This window comes from Candidatus Palauibacter sp. (assembly GCF_965197445.1).
GTDB lineage: Bacteria > Gemmatimonadota > Gemmatimonadetes > Palauibacterales > Palauibacteraceae > Palauibacter.
Genome location: NZ_CBDANE010000004.1, coordinates 396837 through 412052, shown reverse-complemented (window position 1 = coordinate 412052; position 15216 = coordinate 396837). Strand labels below are relative to the sequence as shown.

The 15216-nt window shown below is 68.7% G+C and carries 18 protein-coding genes, 1 tRNA gene, 1 other RNA gene and 2 pseudogenes; 7 read left to right on the top strand and 15 right to left on the bottom strand.

Translation table 11 applies throughout. The features are described from left to right. Positions 1-58 precede the first annotated feature (58 nt). Genes lptE through ACN9M6_RS05620 form a run of 3 tightly spaced genes read right to left on the bottom strand, consistent with a single transcriptional unit; the run spans position 59 to position 1738 of the window. Positions 59-595, bottom strand: coding sequence for an LPS assembly lipoprotein LptE (gene lptE / locus ACN9M6_RS05630; protein WP_419161937.1), 537 nt, complete (start codon positions 593-595; stop codon positions 59-61). Then, positions 567-1298, bottom strand: coding sequence for a hypothetical protein (locus tag ACN9M6_RS05625; protein ID WP_419161936.1), 732 nt, complete (start codon positions 1296-1298; stop codon positions 567-569). Before ACN9M6_RS05625 ends, lptE begins: the two co-directional genes overlap by 29 nt. Beyond that, complete coding sequence (locus ACN9M6_RS05620; protein ID WP_419161935.1) at positions 1295-1738, bottom strand: acyl-CoA thioesterase; 444 nt, start codon at positions 1736-1738, stop codon at positions 1295-1297. The genes ACN9M6_RS05625 and ACN9M6_RS05620 overlap by 4 nt, the downstream gene beginning before the upstream one ends. Before the next feature lie 90 nt (positions 1739-1828). On the opposite strand from ACN9M6_RS05620, the gene ACN9M6_RS05615 reads away from it, so the two are divergent. Next, positions 1829-2572, top strand: a complete 744-nt coding sequence (locus ACN9M6_RS05615) for a UDP-2,3-diacylglucosamine diphosphatase (RefSeq protein ID WP_419161934.1) — start codon at positions 1829-1831, stop codon at positions 2570-2572. Here the strand turns inward: ACN9M6_RS05615 and ACN9M6_RS05610 are convergent, their stop codons facing one another. The 3 genes from ACN9M6_RS05610 to ACN9M6_RS05600 form a co-directional block, all read right to left on the bottom strand. Then, a complete protein-coding gene (locus tag ACN9M6_RS05610; RefSeq protein ID WP_419161933.1) occupies positions 2573-3058 on the bottom strand; it encodes a hypothetical protein in 486 nt (161 codons plus the stop codon). Between the two features lie 2 nt (positions 3059-3060). Beyond that, a tRNA-Sec gene (locus ACN9M6_RS05605) sits at positions 3061-3156 on the bottom strand. 12 nt (positions 3157-3168) lie between these two features. Further along, positions 3169-3561, bottom strand: a complete 393-nt coding sequence (locus ACN9M6_RS05600; RefSeq protein WP_419161932.1) for a RidA family protein — start codon at positions 3559-3561, stop codon at positions 3169-3171. A gap of 190 nt (positions 3562-3751) precedes the next feature. Here ACN9M6_RS05600 and ACN9M6_RS05595 point away from each other — a divergent pair, with 190 nt between their 5' ends. From ACN9M6_RS05595 to ACN9M6_RS05580, 4 genes are read left to right on the top strand one after another with little or no spacing between them, the layout of a single operon-like run. After that, entirely contained in the window at positions 3752-4582 is an 831-nt protein-coding gene (locus ACN9M6_RS05595; RefSeq protein WP_419161931.1) for an MlaE family ABC transporter permease, read from the top strand. Then, positions 4579-5421 (top strand): ABC transporter ATP-binding protein, encoded by an 843-nt coding sequence (locus ACN9M6_RS05590; protein ID WP_419161930.1) that lies wholly within the window; start codon positions 4579-4581, stop codon positions 5419-5421. Before ACN9M6_RS05595 ends, ACN9M6_RS05590 begins: the two co-directional genes overlap by 4 nt. 22 nt (positions 5422-5443) lie before the next feature. Next, positions 5444-5938, top strand: a complete 495-nt coding sequence (locus ACN9M6_RS05585; RefSeq protein ID WP_419161929.1) for an MlaD family protein — start codon at positions 5444-5446, stop codon at positions 5936-5938. Further along, positions 5910-6473, top strand: coding sequence for a hypothetical protein (locus tag ACN9M6_RS05580; protein ID WP_419161928.1), 564 nt, complete (start codon positions 5910-5912; stop codon positions 6471-6473). The genes ACN9M6_RS05585 and ACN9M6_RS05580 overlap by 29 nt, the downstream gene beginning before the upstream one ends. On the opposite strand, the gene ACN9M6_RS05575 is transcribed toward ACN9M6_RS05580, so the two are convergent. Together ACN9M6_RS05575 and ssrA are read right to left on the bottom strand one after the other, a co-directional pair. Then, a complete protein-coding gene (locus ACN9M6_RS05575; protein ID WP_419161927.1) occupies positions 6470-6937 on the bottom strand; it encodes a GreA/GreB family elongation factor in 468 nt (155 codons plus the stop codon). The two genes, ACN9M6_RS05580 and ACN9M6_RS05575, sit on opposite strands and share 4 nt — an antisense overlap. An 80-nt stretch (positions 6938-7017) precedes the next feature. Continuing rightward, positions 7018-7387, bottom strand: a transfer-messenger RNA (tmRNA) gene (gene ssrA / locus ACN9M6_RS05570). Between the two features lie 185 nt (positions 7388-7572). Between ssrA and ACN9M6_RS05565 the strand changes: the two genes are divergently transcribed. Then, positions 7573-8025, top strand: coding sequence for a PTS sugar transporter subunit IIA (locus ACN9M6_RS05565; protein ID WP_419161926.1), 453 nt, complete (start codon positions 7573-7575; stop codon positions 8023-8025). Between the two features lie 44 nt (positions 8026-8069). After that, positions 8070-8432: a C4-type zinc ribbon domain-containing protein gene (locus tag ACN9M6_RS05560; protein WP_419161925.1), complete on the top strand. Its 363-nt coding sequence runs from the start codon at positions 8070-8072 to the stop codon at positions 8430-8432. 16 nt (positions 8433-8448) lie between these two features. Here ACN9M6_RS05560 and selB read toward each other — a convergent pair whose 3' ends face one another. The 7 genes and pseudogenes from selB to ACN9M6_RS05525 form a co-directional block, all read right to left on the bottom strand. Next, entirely contained in the window at positions 8449-10344 is a 1896-nt protein-coding gene (gene selB / locus ACN9M6_RS05555) for a selenocysteine-specific translation elongation factor (RefSeq protein WP_419161924.1), read from the bottom strand. Positions 10345-10351: 7 nt separating this feature from the next. Continuing rightward, complete coding sequence (gene recO / locus ACN9M6_RS05550; protein WP_419161923.1) at positions 10352-11092, bottom strand: DNA repair protein RecO; 741 nt, start codon at positions 11090-11092, stop codon at positions 10352-10354. Positions 11093-11116: 24 nt separating this feature from the next. Next, complete coding sequence (locus tag ACN9M6_RS05545) at positions 11117-12247, bottom strand: hypothetical protein (RefSeq protein ID WP_419161922.1); 1131 nt, start codon at positions 12245-12247, stop codon at positions 11117-11119. Positions 12248-12436: 189 nt separating this feature from the next. Beyond that, positions 12437-13282 (bottom strand): ABC transporter ATP-binding protein, encoded by an 846-nt coding sequence (locus ACN9M6_RS05540; RefSeq protein WP_419161921.1) that lies wholly within the window; start codon positions 13280-13282, stop codon positions 12437-12439. Further along, positions 13275-14273 (bottom strand): FecCD family ABC transporter permease, encoded by a 999-nt coding sequence (locus ACN9M6_RS05535; RefSeq protein WP_419161920.1) that lies wholly within the window; start codon positions 14271-14273, stop codon positions 13275-13277. Before ACN9M6_RS05535 ends, ACN9M6_RS05540 begins: the two co-directional genes overlap by 8 nt. Continuing rightward, a pseudogene (locus ACN9M6_RS05530) lies at positions 14261-14839 on the bottom strand (ABC transporter substrate-binding protein); the annotation flags it as partial. The pseudogene ACN9M6_RS05530 and the gene ACN9M6_RS05535, both read right to left, overlap by 13 nt. Before the next feature lie 47 nt (positions 14840-14886). Then, a pseudogene (locus tag ACN9M6_RS05525) lies at positions 14887-15186 on the bottom strand (ABC transporter substrate-binding protein); the annotation flags it as partial. Positions 15187-15216: the final 30 nt, after the last annotated feature.

The following is a 15216-nucleotide window of genomic DNA, read 5'->3' as shown; positions in this document are numbered from 1 at the left end:
CCCGACAGAATGGCGAACCCCTCGCGTAGGCGCGAGGGGTCGCCGCCAGCCGGTCAGTCTACCACTGCGATTGCGCCCCGTCGACGATCTGCTGCACAAGGTTCTCGAGAGCGACGATCAGAGCCTGTTCCTCCGTTTCGTTGCCGGGTTCGTACTCCCCGGTGCCGGTCAAACTCTGGTTGCCCCAGATGATGAGGTTCTCCGCTACATCCAGGATCTCCACCGACACGCTGACCGTGACCCGGCGCTGGAAGACGTCCGCGCCCACCCCGCCCACGGCGTTGAAGTTCACCGCCTCATCGGAGTACCGGCGGATCTGCGCGGTGATGACCGCGTCGGCCTCCTCCTCCGATGCCAGCCTCAACCCCAGCCGCTGCCGAGACGCGCCGAGGAGTTCTTCCATCAGGGACTCCGCGATCCCGAATTGAGTGCTCTCGTTCTCGATCGGGGCCACGTACACGGTGCGCATGTGGCTGGGCAGCCCTCCGCCGCCGGAGAAGCTGTAGCACCCCGCCGGCACGGCGAGGAGTGCGATCCCGACTACGGTCCCGGCTGCGGTCCTGGCTTTATCGCCGGGGCTGATTCGGCAAGACATAGAACCCCTCATCAAAAAGCTGTGGCTCGACCCTTGTGCTCAACAATTCCCAGCGGACCCCGCTCTCCGTCACCTCGTCCGTGTAGCGGGCCTCCCGGGGCCACACGGAGTCGCTCCCCCAGGCGAGTTCGATCCAGCGCTCCCGGCGCCGGCCGCTCCGCTCTTCGACGCGCGTCAGGCGCCCGTCCACAAAATCAAAGTAGCGTCTCGTTCCACCCTCGGCTTCGAACTCGAGTTGCAGGCCCGGGATCTCGGATCCGGCCGCGGGAGCCTGCCGGCCGGGCGCCGCGAACCCGGCCCGCGGAGCGTCCTCTCCCGGTCTGAACACGCCGGCCATGGCGTACAGGAAAACGATCGGTGGCAGGTCGACCCCCTCGAGATCTCCGGACGTGGTGAGCACGCCGTCGACGAGGGTCGCCTGCAGGCTGCCCTCCCCCGTCGAGAAGAGATCGAGCCGGAACCGGTCGGGCGGGTTCACGCGCGCCACGCCGTCGCCGCGGAAACTCCCGCTTTCGTCGGCGTATTCCCACTCGAAGATGACGTGGGTCGGGTGCTCGACGGCAGATGCCTCCCGGACCCGTCGGGCGACATCTTCCGCATCAGGGATCGGGGTATCGAGCCGGGACCCTCCGCCGCAGGCCGCCGCGCCGAGGGCGAGGATCAGCGGCCAAAGCACGGGACGGGCCGGCGGACCGGGTCTCACGGCGCGGCGCCGCTCGGCGTGGCCCTGACGAGGGCGGCCAGTTCCCGCCTCACTGCTTCCGGGAGTCGCCGCGGGCGCCCGTGAGAGTCCGTGCACACAAGGGCAGTGCGGGCATAGGCGTGTGTCGTGTCGTCGTCCCCGCTCGCGATCCGGTAGGAGAACACGAGCTGGCGGCTTCGTACGCGCTCCAGCCAGGTGTGAATCCGGATTCTGTCGTCATAGCCGGCGGGGACGCGGTATTCGACCTCGGCGCGGGAGACGGGGAGCATCAGCCCACCCCGTTCCAGCTCCGCGTACGAGACGCCGTGCCGCCGCATCAGCGAGGTGCGGCCGAGTTCGCACCACACGAGGTAGTGGCGGTGGTGCACGCAGCCCATCTGGTCGGTCTCCGCGTACCGTACCCGCACCTCCGTGACCCCTGCCTCGTTGTCCGGTCGCATCGGGACAATATGCCCCCTTTCGGCGGCGGGTGTCGAACTCCGCACACGCGTGGTTTGACGCGCCGAACCCCACCGGCCGAGCTTCGGCGCATGTCCGAGCGCACCGTGGTCGTGTCCGACGTTCATCTCGGCGCCGTGGCGGCGGAGAATGAGCGCGCCTTTCTCGCGTTCCTCACCGAGGTGCCCCGGTGGGGCGATGAACTGCTCATCAACGGCGATCTGTTCGACTTCTGGTTCGAGTACCGAGAGGTGATTCCGCGCGGACAGCTCGATGCACTCGCCCGACTTCGCGCGTTGGTCGAAGGCGGCATCCGGGTCAGCTTCATGGGCGGCAATCACGACGCGTGGGGCGGGAGCTTTCTCCGGGACGAGGTCGGGATCGAGGTGCTGGAGGAGCCGGCGCGGCGTCCCGTCGGGGGACGGCGCGCGTACATCGCCCACGGGGATGGGCTCGGAGGTGCCGACTGGGGCTACCGGGCGCTCCGCTGCGCGGCGCGCAGCCGAGCGGGACGCAGCCTCTTCCGCTGGATCCACCCCGACCTGGGCGTGCCTCTGGCGCGCCTCGCGAGCGGCACGCGTCGGGCCCAGGCGCGCGATGCCGAAGGCGAATCGCCCCGGGCCGCCCGGCTCGCCTCCTACGCGAGAGAGGTGCTGGCCGAGAACGTCGATGTCGAACTCGTTGTGTTCGGCCACGCCCATCGGCCGGAAGTGTCGGAGCTCGCGCCCGGGCGATTCTACCTCAATTCGGGGGACTGGCTCCACCACAACAGCTTCGCGGTGGTCACGCCCGAAGAGATCCGCCTAGAGTCCTACGGGAGGCGGGGCGGAAGCTGATCAGGGGAAATTGAGCTTCAGGCCGAGGGCGATCCCCACCGACCCGTCGGCCGGAGGGCCGATCGTGGGCTCGAAGTCCCAGAACTGGGCGGAGACCCAGGCGTCGAGACCGCTGAGGAACGCGATGAAACCGGCGAGCACCATCCAGTTCTCGCGCTGTCCGGTGCGGGCCTCGAGGCGCTCCTCGTTCGGGGGCATCTCCTCCCTGGCCGCCGAGAGCCGCGCGTCGGATTTGAGGACCATGAACAGAAACACCGACTCGGCGGCGAAGTAGAAGGCGCCCCGCGTGGGCTGCCCGACCTCGAGCTGGCCCCAGCCGGGGAGGATCAGGGAACGTCCGAAGGCGCCGAGGGGGGAGACCGGCGGACGGCGGACCGCGGCCGCGGTGTCGGCGATGACCGTGGGTTCGGTCACCGCCGCGGGGGCGGGAGGATCCTGCGCCCTCAGCGACGACGGGCCGACTGCGCTCGCGGACAGGAGGGCCATGATGGCGGGAACGTGTGGGAATCGAACCCACCCGGGACGCGCGAACGCCCCGTAACGGTTTTGAAGACCGCAGGCGACACCAGTCACCATCCGCTCCCGTTCATCCGGCTTCAGGCCCCGCCGCTCGAGCGCGCGATCATCTCGATTTCGACCCGGGCCCCCAGCGGAAGCTTGCCCACGGCCACCGTTGACCGGGCCGGGTACGGCGGATCGACGTGTTTCGCGTAGATCTCGTTCACTGCGGCGAAATCCCCCATGTCCGCCAGGAAGATCGTGGTCTTCACCACATCGGCGAACGCGAGGCCGGCCTCGTCGAGAACCGCCCGCAGATTCGCCATCGCCCGTTCGGCTTGCGAGACGACATCAGCTCCTACCATTGCGCCGGTGGAGGGATCCAGCCCGACCTGTCCGGCGGAAAAGAACAGATCGCCGGCCCAGTACCCCTGCGAGTACGGGCCCAGGGCGGCGGGGGCATGGTCCGTATGGACCGGTCCGGTTTGCATCGATGGCTCCTTTCCGCGGCTGGCACATGGCTTGTTCCACCGGAAGGAGGGCGGGAATCCGCTTGCATCGCATCGGTGGGAGCCGGTAACCTCGCCCATGCGCCTCGTTGCCCGAGGCGAGATCCTGCGTTCGAGCGCGTCCTGGCGGTCGGGCGAAGATACGTCGATCCCCGGGAGAGCGCCAAAGAACGTGCCCGAGGCTTCCGCCGCCCGCGTTGCCGCAAGACTCGGCCGCGACGCCGTGTTCCGCATGGCCCTCGCGGTACAGGCCTACTTCAGTCTCCTCGTGAGGGTGCTGCGGGCCTGCGCGAGCCGGCCATTCTACCGAGCCGACCTGATCCAGCAGATGGACACGATCGGGGTCGGATCGATCCTGATCGTGATGCTTACGGGACTCTTCACGGGGATGGTGCTTGCGCTTCAGTCCGCCGTGGAGCTGGAGCGCTTCGGCGGGTCGCTCTATATCGGGCGACTCGTCGGCGCGAGCACGATCCGGGAACTTGGCCCGGTCCTCACGGCACTCATCGTGACGGGGCGGGCGGGAGCCGGGATGGCGGCGGCCCTCGGGGCGATGCGCGTGACCGAGCAGGTGGACGCGCTGCGCACGATGGGGATCGACCCGGTTCGGAAACTCGTCGTGCCACGGTTCATTGCGGCGCTCGTGATGCTCCCGGTGCTCACGATCATCGCCGACTGCGTCGCGGTGTTCGGGGGACTTCTCATCGCCGTCCTCAAGCTGGACATGACGGTGCAACTCTACCTGTCATCGGTCTTCGACACGCTGGCCCAGACCGGCTTCGTGCTGACGGTGGTCCCCATCGACCTGATCCAGGGCCTCGTGAAGCCCTTCGCGTTCGGAGGGTTGATGGCTCTCACGAGCTGCTTCCACGGCCTGCGGACGCGAGGCGGTACGGAGGGCGTCGGCCGGGCCACAACCCAGGCGGTCGTGGCTACGTCGCTGCTGATCCTGGCGGTGGACTACTTCATCACTCAGATCATCATCGTCATCTTTCCGCAATGACCGAGCACGGGGGCGCCCGCGGGGCGAGACCGGGAACCGAGGCCTTCGACGCCGAACTGCGCGACGAGATCCGCCGCGAGCTGCGGACGCACCCGCCCGACCACGGCGAGCCGGAAATTGTCCGTCTGCAGGACGTGTGGCTCTCGTTCGGCCATCACCAGGTCCTCCGCGGAGTATCGCTCGGCGTCGCCCGCGGCGGGACGCTCTGCATCCTGGGCGGATCCGGGGTCGGGAAGTCGACCATCCTGCGGCTCATGCTCCGGCTGCTGCTTCCGCAGCGCGGCGAGGTCCTGATCGAGGGACGCGACATCAGTGCGGTGTCCCGCGAAGAAGCCCTCGAACTGCGGGAGCGGATGGGGATGGTCTTTCAGGGTTCCGCGTTGTTCGATTCGCTCAGTGTGTTCGACAACGTGGCCTTCCCCATGTACGAGCACACCGAACTGGGAGATGAGGAGATCCGGGAGCGCGTGGAAGAGGTGCTTTCCTTCGTGGATCTCGAGCCGAGGGAGGTCCTCTCTCTCCTTCCCTCGGAGCTGTCGGGGGGAATGCGCAAACGCGTCGCGGTCGCCCGAGCCATCGTACACAAGCCTCCGATCCTGCTGTTCGACGAACCCACGAGCGGCCTCGACCCGATCACGACGCGGACCATCGACGAGTTGATCCTGAAGTTGCGCCGGGAACTCGATGTGTGCGCGGTCGTCGTGACGCACGATGTGCGATCCGCGGCGCGCATCGCCACCGAGACCGCGCTACTCAGGGACGGAGAGATTATCTTCAGCGGAACGCCTGAGGAGATGCACGCCTCCGAGGACCGGTACGTGCGGTCGTTTCGGGACTAGCGGGAAGGAACGGAGCCAGACGATGCGACGATCCAAACCGATCACATGGGACCAGGTCAGGGTGGGAATCGTCCTGATGTTCGGGCTCATCGTACTCGCACTCGCGGTATTCCTGATCGGCCAGGTCGGGGACGTGTTCGGGGAGCGGTACCGACTGGTCGCGCTGATGGAGTCGGCCTCCGGGCTGCAGCCGGGCGCGTCCGTCCGGGTGGCCGGACGACCCGTCGGCCAGGTTCAACGGGTCGAGTTCGTTCCGCCGGACGAACGCGGGGCCTCGGATGCGGCGGTCGCGGTCTGGTTCGGAGTCAACGTGTCCGTGCGGGAACAGATCCGGCGCGGCTCGAGGGCCCAGGTGCGTACGGAGGGGCTGCTCGGTGACCGTCTCATCGACATCGAGCCGGGCTCTCCCGACTCGGCCATGCTCGCCCCGGGAGATACGGTGGGCACCGCACCCGCCCTCAGCTATGAGGAGCGCCCCGGGAGATACGGTGGGCACCGCACCCGCCCTCAGCTATGAGGAGCTTCTGGGGGAGGCTGCCGACGCCGTCCGGAGCCTCACGGATCTGTCGAACGACCTCTCGGCGACGCTGGCCCGCGTGTCGGCCGGCGAGGGTTCCCTCGGTCGTCTGCTCGTCGACGAATCGTTGTACGAGGGATTGGTGGAGTTCAACGAGCACATGGGGGCGGTGCTCGGTCCGATCGCGGCCGGCGAGGGCACCCTCGGCCGCCTGCTGGACGACGGGGAGATGTACGACCGACTGGCCTCGGCCGCGACGCGCTTCGACACGATGACCGCCGCGATGGCCGCGGGAGAGGGGACCTTCGGCCGTCTCCTCGCCTCGGACTCTCTCTATCTGGCCGTGGCCTCCTCCGCGGCGCGAGCCGATTCCATGCTCGCCCTGATCGAAAGCGGCGAGGGAGCGCTCGGGCGTCTGGTAGCGGACGAGAGGTTGTACGAAGAAACGCTCAGGGTCATCGTGGACCTGCGCGCGTTTCTCGCGGAAGTCCGGGCGAACCCCGGCAAGTACATCCCGGCGGTGAAAGTCTTCTAGAGGTCGTGCAGCGTCTCGAAGCCCAGGACCTCCAACTCACGCGCACCGGCCGGCAGAATCACGTTCACGGACTCGCCTTTTCTCTTTCCGAGCAGCGCCTTGCCGATGGGAGACTCCATCGAAATCTGGTTGTTATCGAAATCGATGTCGTCGCCGAGCGTGAGAGTGAAACACTCGATCTCGCCGTCCGCCACATCCCTCACCTCGATCTTCGATCCGAAGCCGACGCGATCCGTCGGGACGTGCTCGATGTCGATCTCGCCCAGTTGCGACATGCGGCGGGCCAGATGGTCGAGCCGGGCACGGATGAATCCCTGACGCTCGAGAGCCGCTGTGTATTCCGAGTTCTCTCTCAGGTCGCCCTGGGCTACGGCCGTCTCGATTTCCCTCGGAAGGATCACGTTCAGTTCGTGGAGCAGCGTCTCCGCCTCTTCCCCGATCTTCTGCTGCAGTTCTTCGATCATCCGACCCTCCTCGACCCGTCGCCGGGCCAACCGCCAAAAAAAAGCCGAGGCGCTCCCACGAGAGGAGACGCCCCGGGCCGAAGTGGAGGCGGCGGGAATCGAACCCGCGTCCGCGAGCCCATCCGCCACGGCATCTACGTGCGTAGTTCGCGATCGGATCTCGTCCCGGTCGGGTTCACGAACCACCCCTCCCGGGACCAGCCACGCTTACGGCTCTCGCCGCATTCTCGTCACCCCGCCGCGCGGCACGTCTGGGTAACCAGCCCGATTTATCGACGTCCGTCGGGAGTTCCTCGGGCCCAGCCCTCCCGGGGACGGACTACGTAGACTTACGCAGCCAGAGCCAAACCATCGTTGGCACCTAAAGGTTTCCCGGTGTTTAACGAGGCCCCGGGCACCTCGGCACGCTTCCGCGGCTTCCAGTTCACGCGTCGAAGCCGTGTCGCCCCCTGCTATGGATATACGGTCGTTTCTTTTGCCACGGCGCGCAAGTTCCGGGGGAGCCGGCCCGGGTTTTCTTTGACAGCCGGAAACCGGCGCCGGTATACTCGAAGCTCGCCGGGTCCGGCGTAATCCGTTGATCATCATCCCGATGCGCGCCCCACGCGCCCGCGGGGAGGAGACCATAGATCCCAGTGCAGCTTCGAGAGTTGTTCGCGCCGTCCGCCATCAAGCTTGAACTGGCGGCCGAGACCAAGGACGAGGCCCTGAAGGAGTTGGTGTCGTGTCTGGGTCTCGATGAAAAGTCCGAAGGAATCCTGTTCAAGATGCTGAAGCGCCGGGAAAACCTCGGGTCCACCGGCATCGGACGCGGCATCGCCATTCCGCATTGCCGCTCGCTCGTTGTCACGCGGTTGCGGGTCGCGTTCGGGAGAAAGCTGTCGGGGCTGGACTTCAAGGCCATCGACGAGAAGCCGGTACGGTACGTTTTCCTCATCGTGGCCCCTCCGCTCGAGGTCTCCAATCAGTATCTGCCCGTCCTGGGGAAGATCGCGCAGTTCGGGAAGGAACCCGACGTGCCGGACGCGCTCGCCGAACTCGCGACGCCCGAGGCATTCATCGAGCTGCTCGAAGCGAAGGATGTCTGAGGCCGGCCCGGGAGCGCCCGGGAGCCTGCGGCGGAAGGTCTGAGATGACCATGCACCCGCAACTCGAGCTACTTCTCGAAATCCAGGATCTGAGGATGCAGCGCCGAGGTCTGTCGGACGGCACGATGACGGACCTCGAGGCCGATGTCTTCGACATCAAGATCGAGGACGCCATCCGGTCGCTCGATGAGAAGGTCGAGGAGTTGGAAGGGCGCCTCGCGCCTGGCGTTCGGGAGCGCTATCACCGGATCGCGGACAAGGCCCCGAGGGTCGTCGCGCCGGTCCTCAACGGGATTTGCTACGGCTGTTTCGTCGCGCTGGCGACGGCACGCGCCTCGGAAGCGGATCGCAACCGGCGCGTGGAATCATGCGAGTACTGCGGCTGCTTCCTGTACCACCTCGACTGACGCCCGGCGGCGGCAGCTAGCGGCGTCCGGCGAGGACCCTGCCTTCAGGGGTGCGGCGGGTCACCCCCTCCCGGTCCAGATATTCCAGCAGGGGGATCAGGTATTTGCGGGAGAGTGCGAACACCTCCCTGAACCGCGTCGGCGCCGCCGGCACCCCGTCCACCAGCAGTTCGCGGACACGCGCTTCCAGGTCATCCAGGGCCGCCACCGAGATGTGGAACTCGGGGGTCACGGCCTTCGTCGTCCCGGCCTCCTGGAGCAACCGCAACAGGTCGTCGAGCACCGGACGGGCCAGCCGGAGTTGCTTGCCCAGCTCGGCGACGAGGGGGGGCTGCAAGCCGGCCTCCGCGATCGTCGCGGCCAGTTCGGCGCGGGCCGCCTGTTCCGCTTCCGTGAGACGGGGAGTGTGGCCGGGAAGCGCGAGGCGCGGGCCCTTCTCGACCAGCCGCCCGTCCGCAAGCAGCTGCCGCAGGGCGGTCTCGGCCAGTGCGCCGTCGCAGGCAGGGGCGAGCGCGGACCGGACGGCTTCCTTGGACACCCCGGCGGCCCTCCGGTCGGCCTCGTGCAGGCGAGCCACGGCCCGCTCGACCGCGCGCATGGCTTCGGAAGTGGCCCCGGAGGCGAACCAGCGCCCGCCGATGGGCCGGCAATCCGCCTCGGTGGCGGCACGCTCGAGGGTGGCGGCGCGGCGGCCCAGGCGGATCGGCGCGGTGTCCACGGGGAGGCCGAGCGACCCTTCCAGGGCGACGGTTGACTCCACGGCCTCCGCGGGGGTGCCGTCGAGCACGGAACGCCAGGCGGCCGTGCGCGGAGCCCAGTCGGGCGGCGGATCGAGTTCCGCGACACGGCCCCCCCCGATCGTGGCCACCGGCGAGTAGAAGCGCAGGATGGCTCGATCACGCGCGCGGGCCAGGAGTGGGGACTCGAGGGCGAGCACGGCCCAAGCTCCCTGCCCCGGCGCGATGGGGGCCCGGTCCGCGGTGTGCAGCCTGGCCATGACTTCGCGAGTACCGAGGTAGACGCGCAGCCGCTGCCCGTGCTCGAGAGGCCGATCGCGGGCTCCGAGCGCTCTCAGGCGCACGCCGAGGCGCTCGCTCTGGTTCCACTCCGGGTTGTCGACGAGCACGCTGCCGCGCGCCACCGCCGAGGACGACACGCCGACGAGCGCGACGGCACACCGGCGGCCCGCCGTGACGCGGCGACGCGGGTCTTCGTGCACCTGGAGGCCTCGTACGCGGGCCGACGCGCCGCCGGGCACGACGCCAAGCGTGTCCCCCACCCCTACGGAACCGCTCCACACCGTTCCGGTGACCACGGTGCCCGTACCGCGAATGGAGAACGACCGGTCGACCGGAAGCCGGAAGAGATCATCCTCGGCGTGCCTCCCGAGGCCGGATACCGATGCGCACAGGGCCCGCCGCAGGTCCTCGATCCCCTCGCCCGTGAGGGCCGAAACGGGGACGACGTCCCATGAGGCCCGCGCCGGGTCCTCCGCCAGAAGTTCACGTGTCGTTTCCTCCGCGAGCTCGAGCCACTCCTCATCGACCCGGTCGCGCTTTGTGAGCGCCACCACTCCCCGCCGCACGTCAAGGAGTTCCGCGATGGCGAGGTGCTCCCGCGTCTGGGGCATCGGCCCTTCGTCCGCGGCCACGACGAGGAGGAGCACGTCGATGCCGGTCGCCCCCGCGAGCATGTTCTTGAGGAAGTCCTCGTGTCCCGGTACATCGACGATACCTGTCTCGATCTCCGGATCGAGTTCCAGCCGCGCGAAGCCGAGATCGATGGTGAGCCCCCGCCTGCGCTCTTCCAGCCAGCGGTCCGTCTCGACACCTGTGAGGGCGTGCACGAGGGCCGTCTTCCCATGATCCACGTGGCCGGCGGTCCCGATCACGATCCCGCGCCGGTCGCTCATCGCCCATTCACGTGAGGCGGCTCAGGAAGGGCAGCGAGTTCAGCTTCGCGCCCTCCGCGAGGTGGTACCGAATGAACTCCGCCAGCCAGCGGCCCTGATTCCCGTAGGGGCCGGGTGCGGCCGCCGGGACACCTGAAACCAGCGCCCGAAGCGCGTCGATCTCGGCCGCATCGAGTCGTGGACCGCCGGCGCCGCACGACCCGCAGCGGAGGCCGCCGGCCGGGAAATCGAACCGTACCCTTTCCTTGCCGACGCGCCGCCGGCAAGCGACACACCGCTCCAGTTCGGGACGGAAACCCAGCGCGTCCACGACGCCCCACACGTACTCGAGCCCCCCCCTGACGGGACCTTCTGCCGCTCTCCCGCCTAGCCCGTGTAGCCCGTCGAGACCGCGCGTCAGCGTCTGGTACAGCGTGGCGTCGCGATGCTCGGGGGCCAGCCGCATCACGAGTTCGCAGAGCACGGAGGCGATCGTGAAGAGTTCGAGCGACTGGTCGAGACCGCGACGGTCTCGCACGAGCTCGAAGTTCGAGAGCGTGTGGAGATCGCGTCCCTCCTTCATGTAGAAGGTCGCCTCTCCCTCCACGAACGGCTCCAGGAGGCCGCCGAAGCGGCTGCGGGGGCGGAGCGCACCCCGGGCCAGCGTCGAACAGGGCCCCAGCTCCCACGTCATCAGACGCAGGATCTTGCTGGTCTCGCTGTACCGGTACGTCTGAAGGACGACCGCCCGGGTGGTGACGAGGCTCACCCGTCTCGCCGGCGCCGGCCTGCGTCAGCGCAGGAGGATATCCGTCGTACCCGCTCCGGTCGGTGTGTCGGAGATGAACTCGCCATCCGCCGAAAGGAGGATAAGACGTCCCCGGGAACCGGTCTCGTACGTCGAGCACAGCATTTCACCGTCCAGGAAAGCGCTGACCACTCGGCAATTCAGACTCGAACCGTCGCGGTCGAGCGGCTGGATCGGGTTGTCCGGGCCACGCTCGAAGACCCGCACCGAGAAGTTGAACGTGAGCACGTCGGTGTCGGTGGTCGTGCCCTTGCTTCGCACGATGTAGATGAGGCCGTTCCGTCCCGGCTCCATCGACAGACCGTTCCCGCCGAGGGCGCTCATGTCCTGTACGCCCCGGGCGGTGACATTGATCTCGACAAGGCTGCCGTTACCCATGGGGGCCGAGGTCGCGGGATCGAGACTCCCCCCCGCAAGGAAGAGCAGATTGTCTTCCAGCACCAGAGCTTCGGTGGCGCCCGTCGTTCCTTCCGGGAGGCGCAGTTCATCGAAGAAGCTGCCGCTGAGGAACTCGTGCAACGCCATCCGCGGCGGACCCAGCGGCTGAAGCTCCCCTCCTTCGTCGTCCAGATTCGCGTCGATGGACACGATGAACAGGCCGGCCGGGACGGCACGCTCGACGAAGGTGCCCACCCGCTCGATGACCAGCTGGGCCATCGGCGCACCCGGGAAGGCGACGAAAATCGCGTCCAGCCCCCGTGCCGGGACCAGCGCGCCCAGGGTGCCCGCGGCATCGGCGATCACGGTGGGCTTGCCCGGATCCACCGATGCGTTGCCCGGGAAGACCGCGACCGTCTGCTCGCCGGTGGAGAACGATCCGAACAGGACCTGGCTGCCGCCGGGAGCGTCCGATGTCGTGACCCAGAGATCCTGGAGGAAATCGACCGACTCTCCGTCGAACCCGGCCCCGAGCTGTATATCTTGCCCGAAGGGCACGAGGCGGTCGTCGATGCGATTGAACTGCTGCAACGTCCCCGAAATCGAGTTGAGGACCGCGATGTCGGACCTGTCGGGCGTGACGACCCCGGGGCCGTCCGGCCCCGGCGCGCTCGATTCGTTGCAGCCGGCCAGGACGGCGGCGAGCGCCGTCACAGTAACCGAGTCCCATCTCCGCATTCTCTTCTCCTGTCGCACCCGTGAACCCGTACGCACCCGGTCATCCCGCCCGCGGGGAAGCCCGCGCCGCACCGGTCCGTCGGGGGGGAAGCTCCGGTTCGCGGTGCCGGCAAGCAAGCGGACCCGCATCTTCGTCCGCGTCCGGGAAGTTGGTCGCGGCCCCCGTCAAGTGTAACGTCTGACGGACCCCTATTGGGGACGCGGGCGGACCGGAAGTACGGAGTGGCCGAGTTCCCCCAGCGCTTCGACCCGGACTTCGCAGCCGTAGGTCGCGCCCAGAGCGGGCGAAGCGAGCACGGGGCCGGGGCGGCCCGAGGCGACCACCTGCCCTTCCGACAGGAGGACCAGCCGGTCCGCGTAGCGGCTTGCGAGCTGCATGTCGTGGGTGATGCAGATGACGGTAAGCGCTTCGTCCCGAACGCGAGCGCGGAGGGCGTCGAACACCCACAGGGCATGACGGAAGTCGAGGTGAGCCGACGGCTCGTCCAGGACGAGAACGCCGGGCTCCTGGGCAAAGGCCCGGGCGAGTTTGGCGCGCTGGCTTTCGCCGCCGGACAGCTCGGCGAGCGGGCGGGACGCGAGCTGCGAGAGATTCGTCCAGGCGAGGGCGGCCCGCGTGACGTCGCGGTCCCGGCGTCCGAGTGGCGCCCACGGGCTCACATATGGGTTTCGGCCGAGTTCCACATACGCCTCGAGGCTGATTCGGAGACCCCTCGGGGGCGCGTCCTGCGACACGACGGCGATCCGGCGGGCGAGCGCGGCCCGGCCCCAGGCGGGCAAGGGCCGGCCATCCAGCCGCACCGTCCCCTTCTCCGGCTTGAGAAGCCCTCCCAGCAGCCGAACCAGGGTGCTCTTCCCCGCCCCGTTGGGACCGATGATCGCGCTGAAGGCGGCCTCGGGGAGATCGAGAGTCAGGTTTCGGACGGCCGGGGCCGTCGCCCCCGGATAGCGGTACGTTACCTCATCGAGTCCGTAGGCGGCGCGCCGCTCGATGGACCGGCCTCCGAGCGCGCCGCCGGCGCCGGACTCAGGCATGGGTCCGCTTGAGGAGCACGAGGAAGAGGGGGACACCCAGGAGCGCCGTCACGACGCCGACAGGGAGTTCCAGGGGCCGGAGCGCCGTGCGGGCCACGGTGTCCGCCACGACGAGCGCCACCGCGCCGCCGAGCGCGCCGAGCGGGAGGAGGCGACGGTGGTCGCTGCCCCAGAGCATGCGCGCCCCGTGCGGTACGACGAGACCCACGAAACCGATCACGCCCGCCGTGCTCACGGCCACCGCCGCGAGCAGCGAGGCGATCAGATACGCCGTGCGCTTGATCAGTTCCACGCGCGCCCCCAGGTAGGCCGCCGCTTCCTCACCCAGGGCGAGCGCGTTGAGGTGTCGCGAGAGCCCATAGGAGAGCGCACCACCACCCAGCGCCGCGACGGCCAGCGTGACGGTGGATTCCCAGCCGGCCCGTTCCAGGCTCCCCATCGTCCACAGAATCGCGGAGCGCGTGGCATCCGCCTCGGCCAGGGAGAGCAGGAGCATCACGCCGGCACCGAAGAACGCGGCGACGACCACGCCCGCGAGAATAAGCACGTGCGTGTCGAGGCGTCCGACCCCGAGCGCGACGCGAAACACTACGGCGATCGCGACCAGGGCTCCGACGAGCGCGAAACTCGCGGTTCCCAATGGCCCCAGGGCACCGCCGAACACTGTGAGGGCGAGCACCGCGCCGAGGGCCGCGCCCGACGAAACACCAAGCAGATAGGGCTCGGCCAACGGGTTGCGGAGCAGGGCCTGAAAGAGTGTCCCCGAGATCGCGAGCGCGATGCCCGTGAGCGCGGCCGCGACGACCCGGGGCAGACGGAGCGAGACGACGATGGTCCGCGCGGATGGGTCCACGTCCCGGCCCGAGAGGGCCCCCCACACCTCCGATGGGGACACGTTCGCCGCCCCGAGCAGGAGACCCGCGGCCGCCGCCGCGCCGAGAAGGAGAAGCAGCAGGAGCGCCCCGCCAACGGGCCGTCTTACGCTCGGCAAGAGAACTCCGCGGCGTCCGGCGGGGGCTTCGGAAGGCCGGGGTCGATTCTGCGGGCGATCGCCCACGCCGCATCGACCACCCGTGGACCGAGGCGATTGACGAGATCCCGGTCGAGGGTGGAGATCCGGCCCGCCGATACGGCAGGGATCCCGTCCCAACCGTGCCGGCTGGCCAGGTTGGGTGTCTCGTCCAGCGCGTCCGGCGGGACGGCAACGAGGATCCGCTCCGGATCGCGGTCGATGATCGCCTCGAGACTCACCCGCGGTGCGGCGCCGGCGAGGTCCCCGAACACATTCTTGGCACCCGCGATCGTGAGCAGTGAATCGATGAAACTGCCGCGCCCGACCGTGATCGGCGGCTGGGACCAGACATCGTAGTACACGCGGACGCGAGGACGCCCCTCTGTCGCGACCGAGGCCGCCGTGAGTCCGCGGTTTATCCGGTCGGCCAGGGCCTGGGCACCGGCCTCGCAGCCGATGACCTCACCGAGTCGAAGGATGTTGCGCCGCAGGTCCTCCACCGTGTCATGGCGCAACGCGAGCGTCGGCACACCGAGGCGGCCGAGCTGTTCGCGGGTCGACCGGTTCGTCTCCCGTCATACAGAATGACGAGATCCGGATCCCGGGCGACCACAGCCTCCACGGCCGGACGTATCCCGTCGCCGACATCGGGGATTTGCTGCGCCGCGGGGGGATACACGCCCCAATGCGTGCGGCCGACGAGCCGGTCTCCAGCGCCGAGGTTGAAGATGATCTCCGTGACCGCGGGAATGAGCGAGACGATGCGCTCCGGCGTGTCGGGTCGCTGCGCTTCCTCCGACCGTCCCGCCGGCTCCGGCTCGGGCGTGCCACAGGCGAGGGCCACCGCAGCAGCGAGGGCAGCGTGCGAACGGATCCTGGTGTGAGGCGTCATCCCCCGCTCCTGGTCCTGAGCGGGGTACGC